The organism is Micromonospora orduensis, assembly GCF_006228125.1.
In the GTDB taxonomy this organism is placed as follows: domain Bacteria; phylum Actinomycetota; class Actinomycetes; order Mycobacteriales; family Micromonosporaceae; genus Micromonospora; species Micromonospora orduensis.
This window is the reverse complement of the sequence record NZ_VDFY01000093.1, coordinates 45,192-71,972: the sequence shown is the minus strand read 5'-3', so window position 1 is coordinate 71,972 and position 26,781 is coordinate 45,192. Positions and strand designations below refer to the sequence as shown.

The following is a 26,781-nucleotide window of genomic DNA, read 5'->3' as shown; positions in this document are numbered from 1 at the left end:
CAATAACCCCGACCCACACCCACACCACCGACAAACAGCTCCCCCCGCACGCCGACCGGCACAGGCTGGAGTTCGTCGTCGAGGACCCGCAGGGTGAGGTTCGGGAAGGGGCGCCCGAGCGGCACCCGGGACACGCCGGCCAGGTCGTCGGTGGTGCAACGCCAACTCGTGACGTCGACTGTGGTTTCCGCCGGCCCGTAGGTGTTGTACAGCTCGCAGTCCGGCAGCGCCGCGAGGAACGCCCGCGCCACGTCGACGGGCAGCTCCTCACCGCCGACCGCCACGGACCGCAGTGAGGTGCAGCCGGTGATGCCCTCGGCGAGCAGCGCCGACAACATGCTGGGCACGAGCTCGATCGAGGTGACCGACTCGGCGATGATCAGGTCGCGCAGGTACGCGGGGTCGCGGTGCCCGCCGGCCCGGGCCACGACGATCCGCGCCCCCGTCGACAGCGCGGCGTAGACCTCGGCGGGTGAGACGTCGAACCCGATCTCGGTCTTCTGCAGGAGCACGCCGTCGGAACCGAGCCGGTTGATGGTGGGTGCGACGTGGGCGGTCCGGTTGACCAGGCCGGCGTGGGTGACGACCGCGCCCTTCGGACGACCCGTCGAACCCGACGTGTAAATCACATAACACGCGTTCTCCGGACCCACCACCGCCGGCAGATCCTCACCAGCCTCGCCAGCCCACAACCCCGGCCGATCAACCAACACCACCTCAGCCGCCACCTCCGGCAACACCGACACCACACCCGACGACGCCACCACCACCGACACCCCCGCGTCGGCAACCATCAAACCCAAACGCTCCGACGGATAACCCGGATCCAACGGCACATACACACCACCCGCCTTATGCACCGCCAGCATCGCCACCACCTGCTCCACCGAACGATGCACACACACACCCACCAACACCTCGGCACCCACACCCACCGACCGCAAATACCGAGCCAACCTGTTCGCCGCCACATTCAACTCCGAATACGACAACGACACCCCACCACCACAAACCGCAACCGCCGCACCATCAGAAGCAGCCCGCGCCTCGAACGCCGAAAACGCGACTCCCGGCACCGGCACCACAGAACCCACACCCACCCGCGACAACCATTCCGCCTCACCAGACGGCACACACACCACCCGCGAATCCCCACCCGGATCCGCCACCATCGACTCCAACACCACCCGGAACATCCCCGCCAAACGCGCCAGACCCGCCCCACCAAACACCCGCCCATCAGCGACGAGGTCGAGGAACCCGCTGGCCGCGGTGACCTGGAGGGCGAACTCGGTGCCACCTTCACCGGCGACGGCCTCGAAGCCGACCTGCTCCTCGCTGTCGGTGTTGGCGCGACGGAACTCGGTGTAGTCGAAGACGACGTCGATGGGGTGCGTGTCGGCGCCGGTCAGCCGCCGTACCGCCGGCAACGGGAAACGCCGATGCGGCCACAACTCCACCTCACCGTCGAACACCGACCGCACCAGATCACGCCACGAACCCACACCCCACTCAAAACCAAACGGCAACACATTGATGTACATCCCATGCACACGCTCCGCACCCCGCACCTCCGGCCGCGCATCACACACCAACCCCGTGTAAAAACGCCGCTCACCAGACAACTGACTCATCACCTTCAAATGAGCCGCGTGCAGAACAGCCTTGGGTGACACCTCCAGCGCCGAGGCCAGGGCGCGGATCCGTGGGTCGAGGTCCTGATAGCTGATCCGGTGCCGCAGCACCGTCCCGGGAGTCGCGGACTCGTCGCCCCAGCCCGTCGGCGGGGTGAATCTCGCGTACTCGGAAGTGATCTTCCGCCAGTACGCCTCGTCGCCGTCCGAGGCGAGCGCCGCCCGCTCGCCCGCGACGAAGTCGGCGTACCGGACCGCGGTCGGCTCCGGCGCTTCCGGCGCCATGCCCACGCAACGCCGCTCGTAGCAGCTGAGCAGCTCGGCCAGCAGGGTGTTCAGGTCCCAGCCTCCGGTCACCAGGTGGCTTATCGCCACGGTGAGCCACCATCCACCGTCGGCGCCGACATGGGCGCTGACCCGCAGTAGCGGGGCGGGGTGCTCCGGGTCGAACGGCCGCGCCCGCTCGGCGTCGACGTAACCGCGCAGGTGCGCCTCGGCCCGCTCCTCATCGAGGCGCAGGATCCGTACGTCGACGGGGGCATGGGCGTGCACGAGTTGCAGCGGCACCGAGAAGGTGTGCGGGTCGAACGACGTACGCAGGGTCTCGTGCCGGGAGACGATGTCATGCACGGCCGCCGTGAGCGCGTCGCCCGAGAAGGACTGGCGGCTGTGCACCCGGAAGCAGCGGACAATGTGGTACAGCGACCGCGTCGGGTCCTTCTGGATCTCCACGAGCATGCCGAGTTGGACCTGGGCGATGGGGTAGGCGTCAGCGAGGCCGGCGGGCAGGGCGGCCCGGTCGGCGTCGTCGAGCAGGGCGAACGGGGCCACCGGCTGGAACTCCGGTGCGACCTCGGCGGCGTCCTTGGCCGTCAGGTGCGCAGCGAGCGCGGCGACGGTGCGGTGCACGAAGACGTCTCGGACGCTGACCGGGAAGCCGGCGCCCCGGAGCGCGCCGACCAGGGCCACCGCTCGCAGTGAGTCGCCGCCGAGGTCGAAGAAGCTGTCCGTGACGCTTACCGTGTCCAGGCTCAGCACGCGAGCCCAGATCTCCGCGAGCTGCCGCTCCAGGTCGGTGCGGGGAGGCACATGCGCCCGGCCGGACTCCCCGACGGACGCGGCCAGGGCAGCCCTGTCGACCTTGCCGTTGGCGTTCAGCGGAATCGACTCCACCACCACGAGGTCCGCCGGAATCATGTACTCCGGCAGTCGACTGGCACATTCCTGCCGCACCCGGGCGGCCAGACCGGCGTCCGGCCCTTCCGGCACGTAGAACGCCACCAGCCGCGACTCGTCGCCATCAATCAACGCCACCACATCGCGGACCCCGGCCACGGCGCCGATCACCGACTCGATCTCACCCAACTCGATCCGGTAACCACGCACCTTCACCTGATGATCAACCCGGCCCACGAACTCGACAGCGCCATCGGCCAACCGGCGAACCAGATCCCCGGTCCGATACAACCGCGACCCCGCCGACCCGAACGGATCCGGCACAAACCGATCCGCCGTCAACCCGGACTGCCCCACATAACCCCGAGCAACCCCCACACCACCGACGAACAACTCACCAACCACACCCACCGGCACCAGACTCATGAACGAATCAAGCACAAACATCCGCACACCCGGCAACGCCCGACCAATCGGCACCACCGGCAAGGTCTGCTCCACCCGCACCGGAAAAACACACGTCCCCACCGACGCCTCCGTCGGCCCATACTCATTAATCACATTCCCCGGACCCAGAAGACCCAACCACCGGTTCGCCAACGCCGCCGGAAAACCCTCCCCCGCAACCACCACCACCGGCGCCAAACCAGCCAACAACTCATCCGACAACTGCCGACCCAAAACCTCCAAATGACCAGGCGTCACCTTCAAGAAACTAAACGGACCCGCCGCCGACAACGCCGACCCCAACTCCGCCAAATCCAGATCCTGATCCACCATGAACACCCGCTGACCCACCACCAACGGCGCCCACAAATTCGGCACCTGCAAATCAAAAGCCACCGACGAGAAAACAGCACACCCACCAGAACCACGACCAGCCAACTCCACCGACGCCCAACGAACATGATTCGCCAAACCCCGATGCGTAACCTGCACACCCTTCGGCCGACCCGTCGAACCCGACGTGAAAATCACATACGCCAAATCATCCAAATCCACCACACCCGGCAACACCACCGACTGCTGCGACACCGCCGGAACGTGGTCCACCACCAGAACCTCGACCCCGGACGCGAACCGATCCGCATAGCGGGCCGACGTCACCACATGAGACACACCGGCGTCCGCCACCATCGCCTCGACGCGACCCACCGGATAGGACGGGTCCACCGGCACGAACGCCGCCCCCGCCTTCCACCCCCCCAGCATCGCGGCCACCAGATCGACACCCCGATCCAGCAACACCCCCACCACCGAGCCACGGGAAACACCACACGAGGCCAGCCACGACCCCAGCACCACCGCCCGCGCGTCCAGCTCCGCGAAGGTCACACCGTTCACGGCCTGCGCCGACGGCACCCGACCGACCTGCTCCTCGAACCAGCTCAGCACCGACCCCGACAGCGGCTCCACCGCACCATCGCCATCGGCCAGCACCACCGACACCTCACCCGCCGGCAGACACACCGCCCTCGCGTCCCCAGCCGAATCCGCGACCATCGCCTCCAACACCGCCCGGTACATCGCGCCCAGGCGCAGCACGTTGGGGTAGCTGACGACGTGGGGGTCGCTGAGGATGCTGAGCGTCCCGTCCAGAGTGGAGACGTGCAGGTCGAACTCACTGGACGCCTCGTAGACGGCGTCGTCGAAGCCGACCCGGTCGGTGTCGACCTGCGCGAAGTCGAGGTAGTTGAAGAGGATCTCGATGGGCCGGGCGCCGTCGGTGAACCGCTGCACCGAGGGCAGCGGGTAGTGCCGGTGCGGCCACAGCTCCAACTCCGCGTCGAAGGTCTGCCGGATCAGCTCCGCCCAGGTGGCAGCCGGACCACGGTGCACGATCGGCAACGTGTTCAGGTGCATGCCGTACACCCGGTCCGCACCGGTCACCTCTGGCCGCCCGTGGCAGACCAGGCCGCTGGTGAAGACGGGTTCGACGGTGAGCTGGCTCATCACCTTCAGGTGGGCGGCCAGCAGCACGCTCTTCAGCGCGGTGCCGGTGCTGCTGGCCAGGTCCCTGAGCCCGTCGAGCAGGTCGTGCAGCGGCACCCGGGTGCCGCACTGGAACTGGGGGTCGGATTCGGGGGCGCCCCACCCGGTCGGCAACGCGAAGCGCGGGTACTCGACGACTCCCCGCCAGTACGCCTCGTCCTCGGCGGACGTCAGCGAGGCCAGTTCCGCGGCGACGAAATCGGCGTAGCGCACCGGCAACGCGTCGACGGGCACCGGAGCACCGGTGTCCCGCAGCCGCCGGTAGTTGTCCAGGATCTCCATCAGCAGGGAGTGGTGGCTCCAGCCTTCGAGGATGCCGTGCGACATGGTCAGCACGAACCACCAGGCGTTACCCTCGCCGGTCGCGCCGGCGACGCGCATCTGCGGGACCTGGTCCGGCGCGAACGGGTTGGCGCGTTCGGCGGCCATGAAGGTGCTCATCCGGGCCTCGGTGTCCGGGCCACGCAGGTCGAGCTCGGTCACCTCGATCGGCACCTCGGCGTGCACGAGTTGCAGCGGCACCGAGTAGCCGTTGAGGTCGAACGACGTACGCAGGATCTCGTGCCTGTCGACGACGGTCTGTACGGCGCGGCGCAACGCGTCGAGGACCAGCGGCTGCTCGTCGTGGATCGGGAAGGCGGACACGTTGTGGTAGGTGTGCCGCTCGGTGTCGGTCATCGTCTTGACGAGCATGCCGAGTTGCACCTGGGCGATGGGGTAGGCGTCAGCGAGGCCGGCGGGCAGGGCGGCCCGGGCGGCGTCGTCGAGCAGGGCGAACGGGGCCACGGGCTGGAACTCGGGCTCGACGGGGGTCTGCTCCGCTTCGAGGTTCGCGGCGAGCGCGGCGACTGTCCGGTGCAGGAAGATGTCGCGCACCGACGCGGGGATGCCGGCCGTCCGTAGCGCGCCGACGAGGGCGATGGCGCTTATCGAGTGACCGCCGAGGTCGAAGAAGCTGTCCACCACGCTTACCGTGTCCTGGTTCAATACGCGTGCCCAGATCTCGGCGAGCTGCCGCTCCAGATCGGTACGCGGGGCCACGTGCACCCGCTCGCCACCGGTCACCGACGCCGCGAGAGCAGCCCTGTCGACCTTGCCGTTGGCGTTCAGCGGGATCGACTCCACCACGACCAGGTCCGCCGGAATCATGTACTCGGGCAGCCGGCTCGCACACTCCTGCCGCACCCGGGCGGCCAGACCGGCGTCCGGCCCTTCCGGCACGTAGAAGGCGAGCAACCGCGCCTCTTCCGGGTGGACCAGGGCCACCGTGTCACGGACCCCGGCCACCGCAGCGATCACCGACTCGATCTCACCCAACTCGATCCGGTAACCACGCACCTTCACCTGATGATCAACCCGGCCCACGAACTCGACAGCGCCATCGGCCAACCGGCGAACCAGATCCCCGGTCCGATACAACCGCGACCCCGCCGACCCGAACGGATCCGGCACAAACCGATCCGCCGTCAACCCGGACTGCCCCACATAACCCCGAGCAACCCCCACACCACCGACGAACAACTCACCAACCACACCCACCGGCACCAGACTCATGAACGAATCAAGCACAAACATCCGCACACCCGGCAACGCCCGACCAATCGGCACCACCGGCAAGGTCTGCTCCACCCGCACCGGAAAAACACACGTCCCCACCGACGCCTCCGTCGGCCCATACTCATTAATCACATTCCCCGTACCCAGAAGACCCAACCACCGGTTCGCCAACGCCGCCGGAAAACCCTCCCCCGCAACCACCACCACCGGCGCCAAACCAGCCAACAACTCATCCGACAACTGCCGACCCAAAACCTCCAAATGACCAGGCGTCACCTTCAAGAAACTAAACGGACCCGCCGCCGACAACGCCGACCCCAACTCCGCCAAATCCAGATCCTGATCCACCATGAACACCCGCTGACCCACCACCAACGGCGCCCACAAATTCGGCACCTGCAAATCAAAAGCCACCGACGAGAAAACAGCACACCCACCAGAACCACGACCAGCCAACTCCACCGACGCCCAACGAACATGATTCGCCAAACCCCGATGCGTAACCTGCACACCCTTCGGCCGACCCGTCGAACCCGACGTGAAAATCACATACGCCAAATCATCCAAATCCACCACACCCGGCAACACCACCGACTGCTGCGACACCGCCGGAACGTGGTCCACCACCAGAACCTCGACCCCGGACGCGAACCGATCCGCATAGCGGGCCGACGTCACCACATGAGACACACCGGCGTCCGCCACCATCGCCTCGACGCGACCCACCGGATAGGACGGGTCCACCGGCACGAACGCCGCCCCCGCCTTCCACGCCCCCAGCATCGCGGCCACCAGATCGTCACCCCGATCCAGCAACACCCCCACCACCGAGCCACGGGAAACACCACACGAGGCCAGCCACGACCCCAGCACCACCGCCCGCGCGTCCAGCTCCGCGAAGGTCACACCGTTCACGGCCTGCGCCGACGGCACCCGACCGACCTGCTCCTCGAACCAGCTCAGCACCGACCCCGACAGCGGCTCCACCGCACCATCGCCATCGGCCAGCACCACCGACACCTCACCCGCCGGCAGACACACCGCCCTCGCGTCCCCAGCCGAATCCGCGACCATCGCCTCCAACACCGCCCGGTACATCGCGCCCAGGCGGCGCAGGGCGTCGAGGCCGACGTGCCGCCGGCTGGCCTGCAGGGTGAGGAAGCCGAGCCGGCTGAACACGCCAAGCGGGAACTCGGTGGGGCTGTCGTCGATGGACTCGGCGTAATCGATCTCGTCGGTATCGATCTGGTGGAAGTCGTGGAAGCTGAACCGCACGTCGAGCATGCGGGCGTCCTCGCCCACCTCCCGTTGCAGGGTGGACAGCGGATAGCGCCGGTGCGGCCACAGTTCCAGCTCGGCGGCGAAGGTACGCCGGATCAGCTCGTCCCAGGTGGAAGCCGGCCCGTCGTAGCCGACCGGCACGGTGTTGAGGTGCATGCCGTACACCCGGTCCGCGCCGGCCGCCTCGGGGCGGATGTTGCAGACCAGGCCTGTGTAGAACCGCTGCGCGCCGGTGAGCTGGCTCATCACCTTCAGGTGCGCCGCCAGCATGACCGACTTGAACGGCACGCCGAGCCGCCGGGCCAGGTCCCGCAGTGAGGATTCGAGGTCCTGCACCGGCACCCAGTGCTCGTGCTTGGCGCCCTGCGGCGCGTCGGCGTCACCCCAGCCGGTGGGCAGGTCGTGACGGGCCCGACCGGCCAGTACGCCACTCCAGAACGCCTGGTCGGCGTCGCCGGTGACCGACCGCCGTTCGGCCCCGACGGCGTCGGCGAACCGTACCGAGGGGATCGGCTGCGACGCCGGCGGCTCCCCGGCCCGGATCTGGTGGTAGTCGCGGACCAGCTCCATGATCAGCGAGTGGTAGCTCCACCCGTCCAGGATCGGGTGGCACTCGGTGATGGTGAGCCACCAACTGCCGTCCGGGCAGGTCCTGGCGTGCAGCCGCAGCAGCGACGGGCGATCGATGTCGAACAGTCGGCTCCGCTCGACCGCGATGTGGTCGCGCAGCTCCCGATCCAGCTCGGCCCGCCCGGTGGCAACGCTGTGATCGTGCGTGACGGCCAGCTCGGCGGTGGCGTGCACCAGCTGCATCGGCACCGAATAGCTGGTCAGGTCGAAGGAGGTACGCAGCACCTCGTGGCGGCGCACCAGCAGTGCCGCGGCGGCACGCAGCGCGTCCAGGGAGAACTCCCCTCCGCCACGCACCCGGTAGCTGGTCACGTTGTGGTAGGGGTTCTGCTCGGTGTCGGACAGCAGCTCGACAAGCATGCCGAGCTGTCCCTGGGTGCACGGGTAGGCGTCCACCACGCCGGCGGGCAGCGCGGCCCGGTCCGCCTCGCCGACCAGTTCGAACGGGGCGACCGTCGGCTCCGGCTCGGCGGCCGGCCGCGCGGTGAGCAGTTCGGCCAGCTCGGCGACGGTACGCCGCTCGAAGATGTCCCGGACCTCGACGTCGAGGTGCGCCGCCCGCAACGCGCCGGCGAGCGCCACCGCGCGGATGGAGTCGCCACCGAGGTCGAAGAAACCGTCCTGCACGCCGACGCGGTCCAGCCCGAGGGTGGTGGTCCAGATGTCGGCGAGCTGCTGCTCCACAGTGGTGCGTGGAGCGACGTACGGCCGGTCGACGGCGGCCACCGCACGGCCCGGGGCGGGCAGCGCGGCCCGGTCGAGCTTGCCGTTGACGGTCAGCGGGATCCGGGGCAGCGGCATGAACGCCGCCGGGACCATGTAGTCCGGCAGCGTCCGGCCCAGCGCCGCGCGCAGCTGCGAGGGGCGCAGCAGCGTCGAGTTGTCCTCGGCGACCAGATACGCGGTCAGCCGCTGGTCGCCCGGGTTGTCCTCGCGCAGCACCACCACCGCGTCCCGGACGCCAGGCAGGACGGTCAGGGCCGCCTCGATCTCGCCCAGCTCGACCCGGTAGCCACGGATCTTGACCTGGTGGTCGATGCGTCCGACAAACTCCAGCCGTCCGTCGGCGTGCCGGCGGGCGAGGTCGCCGCTGCGGTAGAGCCGCCAACCGGCAGGCCCCCACGGGTCAGGCACGAACCGCTGCGCGGTCAACTCGGCGCGACCGAGGTAGCCGCGGGCGACACCCGGGCCGCCCACGTGGATCTCACCGGGCACGCCGATCGGCACCGGTCGGCCGTCGGCGTCGAGCAGGTGGACGGTGAGGTCCGACAGCGGTACGCCGATCGGGCTGGCCGTGCCGCCCACCTCGGCGGCGGTGACCCGGTGGTACGTGGTGTGCACGGTGGTCTCGGTGATCCCGTACATGTTGATCAGCCGCGGTGCGCCCACGCCACGGCTGGCCACCCACGGCGCCAGCTCGGCCACGTCCAGTTTTTCGCCGCCGAAGGTCACCACCCGCAGGGCGAGCCGGTCCACCCGGGTGTCACCCTCGGCCGCCAGCCCGACCAGCGCGCGGAACGCCGTGGGCGTCTGGCAGAGCACCGTGACCCGCTGCGCGATCAGCTCGTCGAGCAGCTCCTGCGGGGATCGGGCCAGCGCCCGGGGCACCACCAGCAGCCGACCGCCGTGCAGCAGACAGCCCCAGATCTCCCAGACCGAGAAGTCGAAGGCGTACGAGTGCAGCAGCGTCCACACGTCGTCCGGGCCGAACCGGTAGTCGTCGGCGGTGACGGTCAGCAGCCGCAGCACCTGCCGATGGGCCACCGCGACACCCTTGGGGCGGCCGGTGGAGCCCGAGGTGTAGATGACGTAGCAGAGGTTGTCCACGTCCATCGGCACGGCAGGGTCGACGGTCGGCTGGGCGGCCAGCTCGGCGACGAGGTCCGGGTCGTCCAGCAACACCACGGTCCCGCCGAAGTCGGCGAACCGGTCGTGCTGGGCGGTCGTGGTCAGCACGATCTCCACCCCGGCGTCGCCGATCATGAAGTCGAGGCGTTCGTCCGGCGAGGCCGGGTCGAGGGGCAGGTACGCGGCACCGGACTTGAGGACGCCGAGCAGGGCCGGCACCAGTTCGGGGCCGTGGTCGAGGTGCACCCCGACCAGCCGCTCGGGGCCGGCGCCGTGGGCGCGCAGCCAGTGGGCGAGCCGGTTGGCGTCGGCGTTCAGCTCGGCGTAGCTGCGGGTGGTGCCGCCCACCGTCAACGCCGCCGCGTCGGGGTGGGCGGCCGCGACGGCCTCGAAGACACCGTGCACGGTGCCGGTGACCGGGTCCGCGGAAACCGGCCCCTGGGTCACCAGGGCCAGCTCGGCGGCACCGAGCATGGCCAGGTCGGAGAGTCGGGCCAACGGGTCGGCCGCCACCTGCTCCAGGAGCCGCACCAGATGGTCGGCGGCACGCTCGACGGTGGCCCTGTCGAACAGGGCTGTCGCGTACTCGATCCGGCCGCGCAGCCCACCGTCGGCGCCCTCCATCATGTGCAGGGTCAGGTCCACCTTGGACGTCCGCAGCGGCAGCTCGACCGGTTCCACGCGCAGGTCACCGGGCCAGTCGGTGGTGGGCGGCTCGCTCTGGAGGGTGAACGCGACCTGGTAGAGCGGCGTACGGGAGAGATCCCGCTCCGGCTCCAGCTCGTCGGCGAGCAGGGCGAACGGGGCATCGGTGTGGTCGAACGCGCCCAGCACGGTGTCCCGGGCCTGCGCCAGCAGGGCGGCGAACGAGGGGTCGCCGCTCCACCGGGCCCGCAGCACCAGGTTGTCGATGCCGTACCCGACCAGGTTGTGCAGCTCCGCGCGACTGCGCGCGGACGACACCGTGCCCACGGCGAGGTCGGTCCGGCCGGTGTAGCGCGACAGGAGCACCTGGTACGCGCTGAGCAGGGTGACGAAGACGGTGGTCCCGGCGTCGCGTGCGACCGCGCGCAGCGCGGCGGAGAGTTCGGCGGTCAGGGTGAACGGCACCGACGAGCCGCGCCAGTCCCGGTTCTTCGGCCGGGACCGGTCGGCCGGCAGCTCCACAGGCGTCAGCCCGGCGAGTTGGTCGCGCCAGTAGTCGAGCGACCGGGCCACCGACTCGGCGCGCGGCCGGCCGCGCTGCCAGGCGGCGAAATCGGCGTACTGCACGGCGGGCGCCGGCAGCCAGGGCTCGACGCCGACCCGGAGCGCGGCGTACAGCTCGGCCAGCTCACCGGTGAGCACCGCGACGGAGGGCGCGTCGCAGGCGATGTGGTGCAGCACCAGGGCGAGGACGTGCTCGTCGGTGTCGAGCCGCACCAGCACGGCCCGCACCGGCCACTCCCGGGCCAGGTCGAACCCGCTCAGCGCACTGTCGGCGAGCACCGCGTCGAGCGCCGCCTCCCGCTCGGTGCGCGGTCGGTCGGTCAGGTCCACCACCGGCAGGTCGCGGTGCGCCGGCGGGTCGATGACCTGGACCGGATCGGTGCCGGCGAGGGCGTAGCGGGTGCGCAGGATCTCGTGCCGGGCGACCAGCGCGTCGAGGGCGCGGCCCAGCGCGTCGGCGTCCAGCTGCCCGCGCAGCCGCAGCGCCCAGGAGACCAGGAACTCGGCGCTTGTGGGGTCCATCCGGTTGAGGAACCACATCTGCTGCTGGCCGTACGACAGCGGCAGCTCACCCGACCGGTCGACTGTCGGGATCCGGTCCCGGCGGCCGGTACGACGGCCGGCCAGGCGACGCTGGACGAGTTCTTCACGAAGGTTCGGCTCGTTGGCGATGCTGGTCATGCCGGGTACTCCTCAGATCGCGAAAGGTCGTGGGTGAGGTCGGCGGCGTCCAGCGCGTCGACCTCCGCCCGGATCAGGTCTTCGATGGCGATCGCCTGGGCGCGCACCGTCGGGTGCTCGAACACCAGCCGGATCGGCAGGTCGAGGTCGAACTCCTCCTGCAACCCGGCGATCAGCCGGGCGGCGAGCACCGAGTGACCACCCAGGAGGAAGAAATCGGCTGTCGCGCCGATCCGCGCGTCGAGCAGTTCCGCCCAGTTCGCGGCGACCCGCTTCTCCACCACGGTCTGCGGTGCGACGAACTCGGCGGGATCGGCGGTGCCGTCGGCGAGCGCCGCGTCGAGCCGGCCGCGCAGGGCATCCCGGTCGACCTTGCCGTTGGCGTTGAGGGGGATCCGCTCCACCGGCACGAACAGGCTCGGCACCATGAAGTCGGGCAACTGCCTGGCGCAGTACGCGGCCAGGTCGGTCGCCTCGCCGCGGTAGAAGGCGACCAGACGGTCCTGGTGGGCGAGGACGACGCAGTCGCGTACCTGCGGGTGTTGGGCGACGACGGCACTGATCTCGCCGGGTTCGATCCGGTAGCCGCGGACCTTGACCTGGTCGTCGACCCGGCCGACGAAGGCCATCGTCCCGTCGGGCCGCCAGTGACCGAGGTCGCCGCTGCGGTAGAGGCGGGCACCCGGCGGGCCGAAGGGGTCGGGCACGAAGCGCTCGGCGGTCAGCTCGGGCTGCCCGAGATAGCCGGTGGCCAGGCAGTCGCCCCCGATGTACAGCTCGCCGACGGCGCCGGCCGGCAGCAGCCGCATCGCGTCGTCCAGGATCCGCACCACGGTGTTCGCCATCGGTCGGCCGATCGGCACGATCTCGCTGGTCTGTGGTTCCACCACCGGGTACGCCGACATGATCACGGTGGTCTCGGTCGGGCCATAGGAGTTGATCAGGCCGCCCGGACCGAGCAGGTCGAGCCACTGGTTCGCCACGGACCGGCGCAGCACCCCACCGGCCACCCAGAGCTGACCGGCCAGCCGCTGCGCCTGCGCGGCGTCGACCTGCGTCGCCAGCAACTCCAAATGCGGGGGCGTCATGATGAAACGGTCGTACGGGCCGGCGGCCAGCAGCAGCGCGCCGAGTTGGGTGAGGTCGAACTCCTGCGGCAGCAGGGTCACCGGCTGCCCGGCCACCAGCGGCCCCCACAGGTTGGAGATCGACAGGTCGAAGGCGATGGTGGAGAAGAGCGGCGCCCCGCCGCCGGCCGGGCGGCCACCCCGGTCGCCGAGCGCCTCGGTCTCCGTGGCGCAGGCCAGGAAGTTCGTCACCGCCGCGTGGGAGAGCAGCACCCCCTTGGGGCGGCCTGTCGATCCGGAGGTGAACAGCACGTACGCCGTCTGCGCCGGGTCGAGATCACGAGCCGGCGCGGTGGGCGGTTCGGAACTGACCATCAGCCGGTGGGTGTCCACCTGGAGGGTGGGCACCCCGAACCGGTCGGCGTACCGAGAGTCGGTGATGGCGAGGCCGACGCCCGCGGTGTCGAGCAGGTAGCCGATCCGCTCGGCCGGGTACGAGGGATCCAGCGGAAGACCTGCCGCACCCGCCTTCCAGCACCCGAGAATCGCGGCGACCAGGTCGGGTCCCCGCTCCAGCAGTACGGCGATGGTCGCGCCCGGGCCGACGTCGGAGCGGCGCAGGTGGTTGGCGAAGCGGTTGGCCCGGTCGTCCAACTCGGCGTAGCTGGTATGCGCGTCGCCGTGGCGCAACGCCACGGCCTGCGGTGTCGCCACGCGGCGTGCCTCGAACAGGTCGACCACTGTGGTGGCCGGCCGGGGCACCGTCGGCCCGTTCCACTCGTGCAAGAGCCGGTGCCGCTCCTCGGCCGAGAACGGGTCGAGCTGGTCCAGCCGGGCGTCCGGCTCGTCGGCGGCGGCGCGGAGCAGCCGGACGAAATGGTCGGCCAGTCGTCGCACTGTGGCGTCGTCGAACAGCGCGGTGGCGTACTCCACGGCTCCGGCGAGCGAGCCGTCCGGTTGCGGCCACAGGTGCACGGTCAGGTCGGTCTTGGCCACTGTGGACGCCTGCCGCAGCGCCTCGATCGTGAGCGGGTCGTCGGCCACCCGGCCGGTGATCCCACCCTCCTGGTAGTTCAGCGCCACCTGGTAGAGCGGGGTGCGGGACAGGTCCCGCTCACCGACCAGGTCGTACACCACCCGGTCGAAGGGAAGGTCCTGGTGGGCCAGGGCGGCGACGGTCCGGTCGCGGACCCCCCGCACCGCCTGGGTGAAGGCGGACGCCGGGTCCAGAGTGCAGCGCAGCACCACCGGATTGAGGAAGATCCCGGCGATCTGGTCCAGCTCGGCGGGCCGGTGACCCGACGTGGGGGTGCCGATCGGCACGTCCCACTGCCCGGTGTAGCGGGCGAGAACCGTGGCGAAGCCGGTGAGCACTGTCATGAACGGGCTTGCCGCGCAGCGCCGACCCACCTCGGTCAGGGCGCCGACGATCTCCGCCGCGACGGTGAACCCGAGCATCCGGCCCTGCGCGTCCCGCCGGGCCGGGCGCGGATGGTCCAGCGGCAGCTCCAGCTGGGGCATCCCCGCCAGCGTCTCCCGCCAGTACGCCAACTCCCGCGCGACGACCTCGTCGGTGAGCTGCCGCTTCTGCCAGACCGCGTAGTCGGCGTACTGCACCCGCAGCTGCGGCAGGTCCCCCGGCCGTCCCTGCGCGGCGGCGTCGCACAGCTCCCGCAGGTCCCGTTCGAGGACGTCGGCGCTGCCGGCGTCGGACGCGATGTGGTGCACGGCCAGCACCAGCAGGTGGTCGCGGCCGGCGGCGACGGCCAGCCCGGCCCGCCACAGCGGACCGGTGTTCAGGTCGAAGCCCCGGCCGAGCTGTGCGGTGATGAGTTCGGCCAACCCGCCGTGGCTGACGTCGCGCACCTCCAGGTCGACAGCTGCCGGCGGCACGACCTGCTGCCGGGCCACGCCGTCGACCACCAGGTAGCGGGTGCGCAACGGCTCGTGCCGTGCCTCAAGCGCGTGCAGGGCCGCCCGGACGTGGTCGGGATGGACGGCGGCGGGCACCCGTACGTGCACCGGAACGACCCACTCCCTGCTGCCCGGGTCGAGCTGGTCGAGCATCCAGAGCCGGTGCTGGGCGGCGGAGAGTGGCAGGGGCCTGTCGCGTCCCACCGGCAGCACCGGCGGGGTCGCCGGGGTGGCTGCGGTGGCCGCCTCCACGAGTCGGGCCTGCGCGGCCACTGTGGTGTGGGTGAGCAGGTCGCGCAGCGTCACCGTGCCGCCCGCCCCGATGAGCCGGCTCTCCAGCAGCAGCGTCACCAGTGAGGAGCCGCCGAGCTGGTAGAAGTCGTCGTCGACGCCGACCTCGTCGACGCCGAGCAGGTCCCGCCAGATGGCCGCTACCGTCCGTTCGGCGGCGGTCCGCGGCGGCCGTAGCGCCGGCCGGTCGAGAGGGTCGATCGCCGGCAGGGCAGACCGGTCGATCTTGCCGCTGGCGGTGAGCGGGAACTCCGCAACCGGCTGGAAGACAGCCGGCACCAGCGCCTCGGGCAGCCGGCCGACGCAGAACGCGCGCAGGGCCGCCGGGTCGAGTGACCGCCGGCCGGCGACGTACGCGGCGAGCTGCCGGCGACCCGCCGGGTCGGTGTGCCCCACCACCACCGCCGTCTGGACGTCCGGGTGCGCGGCGAGCACCGCCTCCACCTCGGCCGGTTCGATCCGTACCCCGTTGACCTTGAGTTGGTGATCAGTCCGGCCGACGAACTCCAGGCTCCGGTCACCGCGCCACCGGACCTGGTCGCCAGTGCGGTAGAGGCGCGCGCCGGGCGGCCCGTACTCGTCGGGCACGAACCGTTCGGCGGTCAGGTCCGGCCGGTGCAGATAGCCCCGGCCCAGGTTGGCCCCACCGATGTAGAGCTCGCCGACCACACCCACCGGCACCGGCCGTCGGTCGGCGTCGAGCACCTGGACGCGGACGCCCGGCAGCGGACGTCCGATCGGCACCGGCCCGGGCGGCTGTGCCGTGTCCACCGGGTGGGCGGTCACGTCGATGGCGCACTCGGTGGGGCCGTAGGTGTTCCACACCCGCACGTCGGGCGTGACAGTCAACCGCCGGCACAGGTCGGCGTGCAACGGCTCCCCGGCCGAGAAGACCAGCCGCAGACTGGTGCAGTCAGCCCAGCCTGGCTGGTCGACCAGCCGACCGAACACCGACGGCACTCCCTGCAGGACGGTGATCCGGTGCCGGATGACCGCGGCGACCAGCGCGGCGGGATCCCGGTGCGCCCCCTGCGGGGCGAGCACCACGGTGCCGCCGCTGGCCAGCGGGGCGAAGAACTCCCAGCCCGCCGCGTCGAAACTGACAGACGTCTTCTGCAGCACCCGGTCGCCGGGGCCCAGGCCGTGTTCCCCGATCGTCCAGGTCACCCGGTTGCCGATGCCGCGATGGGTGATCAGGACTCCCTTGGGGTCACCGGTGGACCCGGAGGTGTAGATGGCGTACGCCACCGAGTCCGGGTCGGGTGACGGCACCACGGCGGTGTCCGGGCAGCCCTCGATCCGCGCCCGGTCGGTGTCCAGGCAGACCACCCGGTCGGGCGTCGCCTCGTCGCGCAGCGCGTCGCGGGTGAGCAGCACCGCGGCCCCGCTGCCGGCGAAGAGACGCCGCCGCCGCTCGGCGGGGTGGGTCGGGTCCAGCGGCAGGTACGCGGCACCGGCTCGCCACACTCCCAGCAACGCGACCACGAGGTCGACGCCGCGGTCCAGGTTGACCGCGACAAGCGATTCCGGGCCGATGCCCCGCTCGGCCAGGTACCGACCGAGCTGGTTGGCCCGCCGGTCCAGTCCGGCGTAGTCCAGCCGCTCGTACTCGCCGCTCACCGCGATGGCGGTGGGGGTCAGCGCGGCCTGCCGGGCGATCAGCTCGGACAGGGTGCCCGCCCCCTGGGTGACGGCTGCGGCTGCGGGCGCCGCTGGCGGAACGATGCTCATGGTGCTCCTCCGGGGACCGGGCGCGGGCGTGGGATCGGATCAGGTGGTCAGGCCGTGGCCTGGGACTCCATGCGCTGGCGCAGGCTCAGCGGCCGCATGTCGGTCCAGATCTCGCCGATCCGGGCCAGGCATTCGTCGCGGGTGCCCTCGGTGCCCTCGGCACGCCAGCCGGCGGGCAGATCCCGGTCGGTCCACCAGACCGAGTACTGCTCCTCGTCGTTGAGCACCACGCGGTAGCTGCGGTTGTCGGTCATTGCCACTCCTTCAGGGATCCGGTGGACGCCACGGTGGCGTCCACCACGGGTAGGAAGTCGTCGACGCGTACGCCCAGGCGTCGCCGGTCGGCGGTGGCACGCACGTGCTCGGCGAGCACGAGGTCCAGCACGCCGAGGCCGAACGGGGACACCACCACCGGCACGTCGTCGACGGGCAGTCGCACCCGGCCGTCGGCCAGCGCGCCGATGGTGGCGTGAATGAAGTCCCGGCCGCCGGTGAGCCGCTCGGCCAACTGCAACGAGGTGCCCTCGCGGCAGGCGTGATCGGGGTCGTCGACCACGTTGCGCGCGGTCAGCAGCCCGTCGGGGAGCAGGTCGCGCAGGGACAGGTGCAGCACCACCGCGCCGGGCCGGCAGGCGGCCAGGTCGAGGTGGGGCTCGGTGGCGGTGGTGGCGATCGACACCAGCCGGTGCGCGGCCAACGCCTCCTCGGCGGTCCCGGCCACAGTCGTCGGCATCTCCGGCAGCAGGGCCCGGGCGGCCTCGGCGACGGCCTCGGCCCGGCGCGGGTCGGTGTCGAACACCGTCAGCGCGGGCGGCGGGGCGAGGGTGCCGGCCACGAACCGCAGCACCTGCTGGTTGATCAGCCCGCAGCCGATCAGGGCCAGACCGTCCGGCCGGCGGTGCGCGGTGAGCAGACCGGCTGCGAGCGCCGCGCTCGCCGCGGTACGCCGGGCCGAGATGACCGAACCCTCGACCAGGGCCACCGGGTGGCCGGTACGCATCGAGTTCAGCAGGATGGCCGCACTGGCCCGCTCCAGCCCGATGGCCAGGTTGCCGGGAAAGGAGGAGATCCACTTGATCCCGCTCACCGGCGGGTCGGCGCCGAGGTAGGCGGGCAGGCCGATGATGCGGTCGCCGGGTCGCTGCGGGAAGCGCAGGAAGACCGAGTGCGGCAGGCTCGTGCGGCCCTGCTCGTGCAGCAGGTACGCGTGGCGGATCAGATCCACCACCCGGGCGTCGTCGCCGTCGAGGATGTCCCGTACGACGGCCCGACCGATGATCAGCACGTGGCGTCCTTCCACAGGTGGGTGATCTCCCCGAAATGCCGGGAAACCCATTGATCCGAATAGATCGTGTCGAGGTAACGGTCACCGTTGTCGGGCAGGATCAGCACGGCTGTGGCACCCGCCGGGATGTCCGCCATCCGTCGGCTCAGTGCGGCCACCGTGGCGCCGGACGATCCGCCGGCGAGGATGGCCTCGCGGTGCAGCAGCAACCGGCAACCGACCACGCAGTCCAGGTCGGAGACGTGCATGATCTCGTCCGGTGTGGCGTCGGCGGCCAGGGGCGGCACGACCGAGGCGCCGTGCCCGGGGATCAACCGGGTCCCCGGTTCGTCGCCGAAGATGGCGCTGCCCACCGCGTCCACCGCCACCACCTGAGTGGACAGCCCGTGCTCACGCAGGTATCCGGCGCAGCCGACAAGCGTCCCGCAGGTGCCTGTGGAACAGAACAGGTAGTCGATCCGCCCGTCGAGCGCGGCCACGATCTCGGCCATCGTCTGCCGCTGCGCCGCGGCGTTGAGCGGGTTGGCGTACTGGTCCGGTCGGTAGGCGTGCGGGACCTGCTCGCACAACTCGCGGACGCGGCGCTGCCGGGCCGGTAGATATTCGCCGGTGACCGGGTCGGGATGCTCGACCATCTCGATCTCCGCGCGGTACGCGGTCAGGATCGCGAGGTTCTGCCGGGTGGTCTTCGGGTCGACCACGCAGATGAACCGGATCGCGTAGTACGCGCAGACCTGGGCGAGGCCGATGGCCAGATTGCCCGAGCTGGACTCGACGACCACCGACCGGCCGGGCACGAGCTCCCCGGATTCGACCTTGGCGCGCAGCATGCTCAGCGCGGTGCGGTCCTTGATGCTGCCGCCGGGATTGAAGCGTTCGAGCTTCACGAACAACCGGGAGGGGAACTCCGGAAACAACCGGACCAGCTGTACCAGCGGTGTGTTCCCGACCGTCGAGAGGATGCCCTCGCGCACCGTTCCTCCCTCCACGAGTGACCTAGCAATGCCACGACGTTGTCAATCGGCGCTATACCGCCCCTATACCGGTGCCTCGGGCCGCCACCGCCGGGCCTCGGGATCCGGCCGGCGACGGGGGTCGCGCCGACCGGATCCCGGCCCGTGCGGCGGACACACCGTCCCGGTGGCGTCAGGGCGCCACGGGGTCACGCCGCACCGGTCTATCGGGTGCCGAGCGCCAGCAGTTCGCGCAGTTCCGCCTGGTCGACCATCGGCGCCAGGGAAACGACCGTCTGAGGCGCAGTGCAGGCCACCCGCAACATCTGGAGGAAGTGCCCGGCCAGCCGCTGCACGGTCGGCTCGTCGAACAGGTCGGTGTCGTAACCGAACTCCGCCTGGAGCCGGCCGTCCTGGTACTGGGTGAGGGTCGCCGACAGGTCGAACTGGCCCTCGTCGTACGGGATGTCCAGCAGCCGGATCCGGTGCCCGGCGAACGCGTGCCGCCGGGTGCTGTAGTTGTCACCGTGCTGGTGAGCCAGCAGGGTGACGGTCACCCGCACCGGTGGATCCTGGTTACGTCGGCCCGATCGGAGCAGCGGGAACGGGTAGGCGGCATGGGCCACGGCGTCGGTGAGCTGTCGACTCGCCGCGGTGATCGCCGTGGCGAACGTGGTGTCCGCGTCGAACGACCCACGCAGCGCGATCGTGTTGATCAACATGCCGACCACCCCGCGCAGCGCCCGCCCCCGGCGCAGCGACGCCGGACAACCGACGGTGAGCTCCCCCAGCCCGGTGTAGCGGTACATCGTCGCCTGGAACGCGGCGAGCACGACGCTGTACGGCGTCACCCCGGCCGCGGCCGCGGCCTCCCGCAGATGGACGGCGAGGTCGTCCGGGATCTCCTGGCTGAACGCGCCGCCGCGGAACGAGCGCACCGGCGGACGGGGCCGGTCGGTCGGCAGCGTGGCCGCCGTGGCACCGTCGCAGACCTGATCCCAGTAGGCGCGCAGCCGCTCGCCGCGCTCGCCGGCCAGGGCCGCCCGTTCCCGGGCGAGGAAGTCGTCGTAGCTGCCGGAGACCGGCGGCAACTCCACCGCCCGCCCGGCCTGCAGGGCCCCGTACGCGGCGTCCAACTCCTGCCAGACGATCCGCTGAGAGTGGAAGTCGGTGGCGATGTGGTGGATGACCACCACCAGCACGCAGTCGGTGCGCCGCCGCAGCAGCGCCACCCGCATCGGACCGTCCCGCCCGAGCCGTAGCGGCTGGTCGCCGAACTCCTGGCAGCGGCGCACCAGCCCGTCGTCGTCCAGGTCGGGAACATCGTGGACCTCGACCTCGCACCCGAGGTCGGGATCGACGACCCGCACCGGACCCTGGTCCGTCTGCACGAACCGGGACCGGAGCAGGTCGTGTCGTGATCGCACCACCGCCAACGCCCGGCGTACCAGGTCGGGGTCGAGCGCCGGTTCGACGTGCAGACCGTGGACCACGTTGCTGGCCGGGCTGTCCGGGGCCAGCCGGTGGACCAGCCACAGCGCCCGCTGCCCGACCGACAACTCCCGGACGTCCTCGGTCACACCGGAGACCGGGCGGAGAGGACGAAGTCGCTGAGATCCTGGACCTTGGCGAAGCTGCCGACCTTCTCGTCCGGCACCTCGATGTCGAAGTGGGTCTCCACGGCGGCGAGCAGGTCGACGAGCTTGAGGCTGTCCAGCCCGAGGTCGACGAAGGTGTCGCCGGCGTTGATCTCCCGGTCGACGTCCTCGGTCATCAGCTTGCGCGTGAGCGAGACAACGTCGAGGGACACCTGGTTCACGGTCATCGTCATGGTGCTTGTCCTTTCGTGGGAGGGGTCGTGATCGGAGTGGTCAGGGCATCCGGATGAGCTGCCCGGCGTAGGCGAGTCCCGCCCCGAAGCCCAGCAGCAGCACGCGGTCGCCCGGGGTGGTCCGACCGCTCTCGTGCAGCCGGCTGAGCGCCAGCGGCACCGACGCGGCCGAGGTGTTGCCGGTGTCGACGATGTCCTTGGCGACCTTCTCGTCCGGGATCTGGAGGATCTCGGCCAACTGGTCGACGATGCGGAGGTTCGCCTGGTGCGGCACGAACCAGTCGATGTCCGACAGCTCGATGCCGGCGTGGGCGCACACCTTGCGGGCCACCCTCGGCACGTTCTTCGTCGACCAGCGGTAGACCAGGGGGCCGTCCATCTTGGCGAACTCGCGGCCGTTGGCGTCCCACTTGGTGCCGAGGATGTCGGACCGCGAGCCGTCGCTGCCCCACACGGTCGGGCTGATTCCGTCGACCTCCGCCGGGGAGACCACCGCGGCGCCCGCACCATCACCGAAGATGACGTACGTCGCCGGGTCCTCCGGGTCGATGAAGCGGCTCAGCTGTTCCGCCCCGACGACCAGCACGTTGCGGGCACCGCCGATCCGGATCTCGTTGGCCGCGATCCCGATCGAGTAGGCGAAGCCGGCGCAGGCGGCGTTCAGGTCGAACGCCCCGGTGGCGGTGATGCCGATCCGGCTGGCCACCTCCGGCGCCCCACCCGGGATGCGGTCCTTCTTCGTCGCGGAGGCGAGGATGACCAGGTCCACCTCGGCCGGGTCGACGTTGGCCATGGCCAGCGCCTTTCCGCCAGCCTCGGCGGCCATCATCGTCACGGATTCGTCCGGCCCGGACCGATAGCGCGACCGGATACCGGTCCGCTCCTCGATCCACTCCGGAGTCACGCCGGCTTCCTCGGAGATCTCCTCGTTGGTGATCAGTCTGCTCGGCCGGTACGCCCCGAGCCCGGTGATTGCCGCGCCTGTCATCTGTGCCATCGCCTCCTCCGCACCACGCCTGGTCGGCGTCCTGGTGGCACCGTCCGGAGGCAGTGTTCGGCGGGGCTCTCATAACTTCTCTACATCGCGCCCGGTATGGAAAAGAGATAGCCCGGCCCCGGACCGTACGGCGGACGTGTGTCGCCGCAGGCGGCACGCCGATTCCGAGGGAGCGCGCATGGAGGAGTTCCGATCAAAGGTCGCGGTCGTCACCGGTGCGGGTTCAGGCATCGGCCGGGCGTTGGCTGTCGAGCTGGCCGCGCAGGGCGCCCGCCTGGCCCTCTCCGACGCGGTGCCGGAGGGCCTGGCGCAGACCGCCGCGAGCTGCGCTGAACGGGGAGCCGAGGTCCGCACCTACCGGCTGGACGTCACCGACAGGCTCGCGGTGCAGAACCACGCCAAGGAGGTACGCGCCGACTTCGGCGGCGCCGACCTGGTGATCAACAATGCCGGCGTGACCCTGCTTGCCTCGATCACCGAGGCCGACTGGGACGACATGCGATGGGTGCTGGACGTCGACTTCTGGGGCGTGGTGCACGGCACCCAGGCGTTCCTGCCGCAACTGGTCGCCACCCGGGGCCACCTGGTGAACATCTCCAGCATGTACGGGTTGACCCCGGCGCCGGCGCAGAGCGCGTACAACGCGGCGAAGTTCGCCGTCCGGGGCTTCACCGAGGCGGTGTTGCAGGAGATGCGTGTCGGCGACGTGCCGGTGAAGGTCAGCTGCGTCTACCCGGGCACGGTGCGGACCGACATCTTCAGCAACGCCCGGGCCGCGACAGGGCTCGGCTACGGCGGAATCCGGGAGCGCTACGCCCGGGAGGCGACGACCTCGGCCGAGCAGGCCGCCCGGATCATCCTGCGCGGGGTCCGGCGCAACCGGGTGAAGATCATCGTCGGGGCGGACGCCCGCCGGGCCGACCTGCTCACCCGGTTACTCGGTACGGCCTATCTGCGGATCACCGCGCGCCGCGCCCGGACGCAGGCGAGCCAGGCCCGTCTGGAGGCCATGCGGGCCCGGCTCGCGGCACAGCGGGTCAGAACGTCAGACCACCGTCAACCGTGACGACCTGCCCGGTCAGGTAGGAGGCCCGCTCCGAGAGCAGGAACGTCACCACCGGGGCGACCTCCTCCGCCTGGCCGAGCCGGCCCAGCGCGGTCCGCTGCTGGACGCCCACGGTCAGCCCGGCTGGCAGGTCGTTCAGCATGTCGGTCTCGATGAAGCCCGGCGCCACGGCGTTGACCCGGATCCCGTACGGGCCGACCTCCTTCGCCAGCGCCTTGGTGAAGCCGATGATGCCGGCCTTCGAGGCCGAGTAGTTCGTCTGGCCCGGGCTGCCGGTGATGCCGGCCACCGAGGAGACCGTGACGATGGCACCACCACGACGCCGCATCATCCGGCGGATCGCCGCCCGGCACACGTTGTAGACGCCCCCGAGGTTGACGTCGATCACCGACTGCCACTCCTCGTCGGCCATCATCGCCACCGGCCGGTCACGGATGATCCCGGCGACGGTCACCATGGCCGCGATCCCGCCCAGGTCGCGCTCCACCCCGGTGACGAAGTCGCGCACCTGCGCGGCGTCGGCGACGTCCACCTGCCGGGCCAGCACCCGGGCACCGGCCTCCAGCACCTCCGCGGCCACCTTCTCGGCGGCCTCCCGGTTGCTCTGATAACAGAAAGCCACGTCGTACCCGTCCGCGGCGAGCTGCCGGACCACGGCCCGGCCGATCCCTCGGGATCCGCCGCTGACCAGGGCGACCGGTCGTCGGATTTCACTCATGTCGACTCCTTGACGTCGGAGACCCCGGCCAGGACGGCGGGGCGAAGCGCGGCCGCCGGGCGCACCGCACCGACCAGACGACCGACCTGCATGACCACCTCGGTGCCGATCACGCTCTCGCCCCGGACGAAACCCGTGTCGGCGATCAGCCGGATCAGCTCGACCCGGTGCTCGACCGTCTCGCCCGGCAGCACCGGCCGGCCGAAGCGGATCCCCTCGAAGGCACCCGCGATCGGCACCCCGTCGGTCAGCACGTCGGGCATCGGCCGGTCGTGCCGGATCAGCACCAGCGCGGCCTGCCCCCACGACTCCAGCAGCAGCACGGCGGGCAACGGCCGGGGTCCGGTCACCGTGTAACTGCCCACCAGCCGGCGCCGGGGCACCAGTTCGCTGACCCGGTCGACCAGGAGCATCGGCGGGCGGTGCGGGATGAGCCGCCGGATGTCGTCGCGGTCGAGCATCAACCGTCTCCTTCCTGGTAACGCAACACCACCTCGGCGGCCGGTACGCCGGACACGGCGACCGCGCCCCGGTAGAGCCCGCCGTCACACCGGATGGAGACGACCAGCTCGTCGTCGAGATCGATCGTTCGGAGGAACCGGCAGGACACCAGCTCGGCGAGGATCGCCGACGGCACCGCCGCGAGGACGGCGCGGTGCACGTACTCGACGATGTAGACACCCGGCAGCAGGGGGAACCCGGGATAGTGCCCGGCGAAGACCGGGTCGTCCCGGTCGGGCCGGATCCGGGCGACGATCTCGTCCCCGCTGGTGTGGTCGAGGTCGATCCGCGCGCTGGTCGCGCACTCGGGCGGGATCAGGATGGTCACTCACTGACCGTGCCGGCACCGGCTATATCTTCTCCATACGCCGGGGCACGGCGGAAACCCGGGGATCAGCAGGTACGGCTATGCCGACAACACCGACCGGGCGGTCACCACGCGGTGGTCCACCGGGTCGGCCTTCTCCCGCGCGAAGACCCGTACCAGATCGTGGAAGCGGTGTCGCTGCCGCCGCCCGCCGTCCGAGCCCGCGATCTCCAGCAGCCGGGCGTCGACCAGGCTCTCGGCCACCTCCTCCCCCACCCGGGGCGTCACGCCGAGCACCCGGGCGGCGGCCCCGATCGGGAAGTCGGCCGTGTTCAGCAGTGCCAGCCGGCGCAGCGCGACCTGACTCTCGATCTCAAGCTCCTGGTAGCTGCCCTCGATGCGGGCCCGCACGTCAAGCGTCCCCAGCCGTAGTTCGTTGAGACGGAACCGTTCGTCGGCCAGCCGCTGCGCGAGGTAGCGCAGTGACCAGTGCGGCCGGGCGATGAGCCGCGCCGCAGCCACCCGGATGCCGATCGAGAGCCGCCCGCACAACTGCACGATCCGGTGTGCGGCACCGAGCTCGGCGGCCACCCGCCGCGAGCCGACGATCGTGGCGAACAGCTCAAGCGCCTGCGCCGGATCGAGGATGCCCACCTCGACGCGGGTGACACCGGGCAACTCGGAGAGGCGACCACGGCAGGTCAGGATCACCCGGCAGGACGGATCACCGGGCAACAGCGGGCGGACCTGCGGATAGTTGGCGGAGTTGTCGAGCACCACCAGCACCCGGCGGCCGGCCAACTGGCTGCGGTAGAGGCACTCGCGTTCGTCGAGGCGCCTCGGAATGGCCTCCTCGGCATTACCGAGACTCCGGAGGAACCAGCCCAGCACGTCGCCCGGGTCGGTGGCGTTGCCCCGGGTGCCGCCGAGGTCGGCGTAGAGCTGCCCGTCCGGGAACTCGCCGCGGCAGAGGTGCGCGGCCCGCAGCGCCAGCGCCGACTTGCCGACGCCGGGCATCCCGGTCAGCAGCGTCCGCTGCGGAGCGGACGGCGACGTCTCGGCGAGCAGCCCGGCCAGCTCCCGCAGTTCCTGCTCCCGGCCGCAGAAGTCCTGTGCTCCGGGCGGCAGCATCGCCGGCCGGACGTCCCGCCAGCCGGCTCCGGCCCGCGCTGCGACCGCGACATCGGGCATCCCACGGCCGGCCAGCACCACCTGGTACGCCTCGGCCAGCGCCGGTCCCGGATCGGCCCCCAGCTCGTCGGCGAGCACCCGCCGGCCCTCGTGGTAGACGGCCAGCGCGTCGGCCTGACGGTCGCACCGCAGCAGAGCCGTCATCAGGTGGCTGCGCAGTTGCTCGTGCAGCGGCTGCGCGGCGACCAGGTCGCTCAGCTCCACCACCAGCTCAGCCTGCCGGCCCAGCATCAGGTCGACAGTGATGCGATCCTCCAGGACCGCCATCCGCACCTCGGTCATCCGGGGCGACTCCGCCTCGACGAGGTGGTCGGTGACGTTGGCGAGCGTCGCCCCGCGCCACAGCGCCAACGCCCCGTGCAGTTCCCGTGCGGCCTCCTCGTGCCGACCGGAGCGCAGTGCGTCCCGACCCGACCCGGCCATTCGCTCGAACTCGTCGAGGTCGAGTCGGCTGTCCCCCATCCGCAACATGTAGCCGGACCACTGCCTGACGATCTCCACCTCGTCGCCGAGATACTTCCGCAGGCGGGAGACGTAGTTGTAGAGCTGGGCGGCGAACGTCGCCGGCGGGTGTTCGTCCCACAGCAGCTGGCAGAGCCGCGTGTCGGAGACGATTCGCCCCCGGGCGAGCAGCAGGACGGCCAGGACGGTGCGCTGCTTGGCGCCGTCCAGCGGGACCTCACCGCCGTCGCGCCAGGCGCTCACCGGCCCCAGTACGCGAAACTCCACAGTTGCTCCGATCAGGTCAGCCCATCGAACAGTCGGAGGGTCGACCACCGTCGCGCGTCGACGCATCTGTGCCGGGCACCCAAGTTCCGTCGTCCACACCCGCGTGATATCGCCACAGCACCGACGCCGGCCCGCGGTCCCACCCTCCGGGCGGTCATCACCGACTGTCGCCCGGGCAGCACCGGAAAGTGC

Annotated in this window: 13 protein-coding genes; 1 reads left to right on the top strand and 12 read right to left on the bottom strand. The window is 70.8% G+C overall.

The annotated features are described in order from the left end of the window. The 8 genes from FHG89_RS05220 to FHG89_RS05185 form a co-directional block, all read right to left on the bottom strand. Nucleotides 1–12,008, bottom strand: a 12,008-nt coding sequence (locus FHG89_RS05220) for a non-ribosomal peptide synthetase (RefSeq protein ID WP_139583200.1), incomplete at its 3' end; no start/stop codon positions are given. Next, complete coding sequence (locus FHG89_RS05215) at nt 12,005–17,011, bottom strand: non-ribosomal peptide synthetase (protein ID WP_139583199.1); 5,007 nt, start codon at nt 17,009–17,011, stop codon at nt 12,005–12,007. The genes FHG89_RS05220 and FHG89_RS05215, both read right to left, overlap by 4 nt. Before the next feature lie 47 nt (nt 17,012–17,058). Then, entirely contained in the window at nt 17,059–17,265 is a 207-nt protein-coding gene (locus FHG89_RS05210; protein WP_053655527.1) for an MbtH family protein, read from the bottom strand. Beyond that, nucleotides 17,262–18,296 (bottom strand): 2,3-diaminopropionate biosynthesis protein SbnB, encoded by a 1,035-nt coding sequence (gene sbnB, locus FHG89_RS05205; protein WP_139583197.1) that lies wholly within the window; start codon nt 18,294–18,296, stop codon nt 17,262–17,264. The genes FHG89_RS05210 and sbnB overlap by 4 nt, the downstream gene beginning before the upstream one ends. Beyond that, entirely contained in the window at nt 18,290–19,258 is a 969-nt protein-coding gene (sbnA, locus tag FHG89_RS05200) for a 2,3-diaminopropionate biosynthesis protein SbnA (RefSeq protein WP_425280154.1), read from the bottom strand. The genes sbnB and sbnA overlap by 7 nt, the downstream gene beginning before the upstream one ends. 215 nt (nt 19,259–19,473) lie before the next feature. Further along, the gene (locus tag FHG89_RS05195; protein WP_139583194.1) at nt 19,474–20,829 is read right to left on the bottom strand and encodes a condensation domain-containing protein; all 1,356 of its coding nucleotides are present in this window, start codon (nt 20,827–20,829) and stop codon (nt 19,474–19,476) included. Continuing rightward, nucleotides 20,826–21,080 carry an acyl carrier protein gene (locus FHG89_RS05190; RefSeq protein ID WP_139583193.1) on the bottom strand — a complete coding sequence of 85 codons (255 nt, stop codon included), beginning with the start codon at nt 21,078–21,080 and terminating at the stop codon, nt 20,826–20,828. The genes FHG89_RS05195 and FHG89_RS05190 overlap by 4 nt, the downstream gene beginning before the upstream one ends. Nucleotides 21,081–21,120: 40 nt before the next feature. Further along, a complete protein-coding gene (locus FHG89_RS05185) occupies nt 21,121–22,077 on the bottom strand; it encodes a beta-ketoacyl-ACP synthase III (protein WP_139583191.1) in 957 nt (318 codons plus the stop codon). Nucleotides 22,078–22,255: 178 nt separating this feature from the next. Between FHG89_RS05185 and FHG89_RS05180 the strand changes: the two genes are divergently transcribed. Then, entirely contained in the window at nt 22,256–23,143 is an 888-nt protein-coding gene (locus tag FHG89_RS05180; RefSeq protein ID WP_139583188.1) for an SDR family NAD(P)-dependent oxidoreductase, read from the top strand. Here the strand turns inward: FHG89_RS05180 and FHG89_RS05175 are convergent. From FHG89_RS05175 to FHG89_RS05160, 4 genes are all read right to left on the bottom strand, one after another. Next, nucleotides 23,115–23,861: an SDR family oxidoreductase gene (locus tag FHG89_RS05175; RefSeq protein WP_139583187.1), complete on the bottom strand. Its 747-nt coding sequence runs from the start codon at nt 23,859–23,861 to the stop codon at nt 23,115–23,117. The genes FHG89_RS05180 and FHG89_RS05175 overlap by 29 nt on opposite strands. After that, on the bottom strand, nt 23,858–24,322 hold the full coding sequence (locus tag FHG89_RS05170; protein ID WP_139583185.1) for a 3-hydroxyacyl-ACP dehydratase FabZ family protein: 465 nt from the start codon (nt 24,320–24,322) through the stop codon (nt 23,858–23,860). The genes FHG89_RS05175 and FHG89_RS05170 overlap by 4 nt, the downstream gene beginning before the upstream one ends. Further along, nucleotides 24,322–24,690 carry an ApeI family dehydratase gene (locus FHG89_RS05165; protein ID WP_139583184.1) on the bottom strand — a complete coding sequence of 123 codons (369 nt, stop codon included), beginning with the start codon at nt 24,688–24,690 and terminating at the stop codon, nt 24,322–24,324. The genes FHG89_RS05170 and FHG89_RS05165 overlap by 1 nt, the downstream gene beginning before the upstream one ends. Nucleotides 24,691–24,768: 78 nt before the next feature. Beyond that, complete coding sequence (locus tag FHG89_RS05160) at nt 24,769–26,589, bottom strand: AfsR/SARP family transcriptional regulator (RefSeq protein WP_167517344.1); 1,821 nt, start codon at nt 26,587–26,589, stop codon at nt 24,769–24,771. Between the last annotated feature and the right edge of the window lie 192 nt (nt 26,590–26,781).

Excerpts from the sequence above, each read along its gene's own strand:
- FHG89_RS05215 (WP_139583199.1), bottom strand. The coding sequence starts at position 17,011 with ATGAGCATCGTTCCGCCAGCGGCGCCCGCAGCCGCAGCCGTCACCCAG.
- FHG89_RS05210 (WP_053655527.1), bottom strand. The coding sequence starts at position 17,265 with ATGACCGACAACCGCAGCTACCGCGTGGTGCTCAACGACGAGGAGCAG.
- FHG89_RS05190 (WP_139583193.1), bottom strand. The coding sequence starts at position 21,080 with ATGACGATGACCGTGAACCAGGTGTCCCTCGACGTTGTCTCGCTCACG.
- FHG89_RS05185 (WP_139583191.1), bottom strand. The coding sequence starts at position 22,077 with ATGGCACAGATGACAGGCGCGGCAATCACCGGGCTCGGGGCGTACCGG.
- FHG89_RS05180 (WP_139583188.1), top strand. The coding sequence starts at position 22,256 with ATGGAGGAGTTCCGATCAAAGGTCGCGGTCGTCACCGGTGCGGGTTCA.
- FHG89_RS05175 (WP_139583187.1), bottom strand. The coding sequence starts at position 23,861 with ATGAGTGAAATCCGACGACCGGTCGCCCTGGTCAGCGGCGGATCCCGA.
- FHG89_RS05170 (WP_139583185.1), bottom strand. The coding sequence starts at position 24,322 with ATGCTCGACCGCGACGACATCCGGCGGCTCATCCCGCACCGCCCGCCG.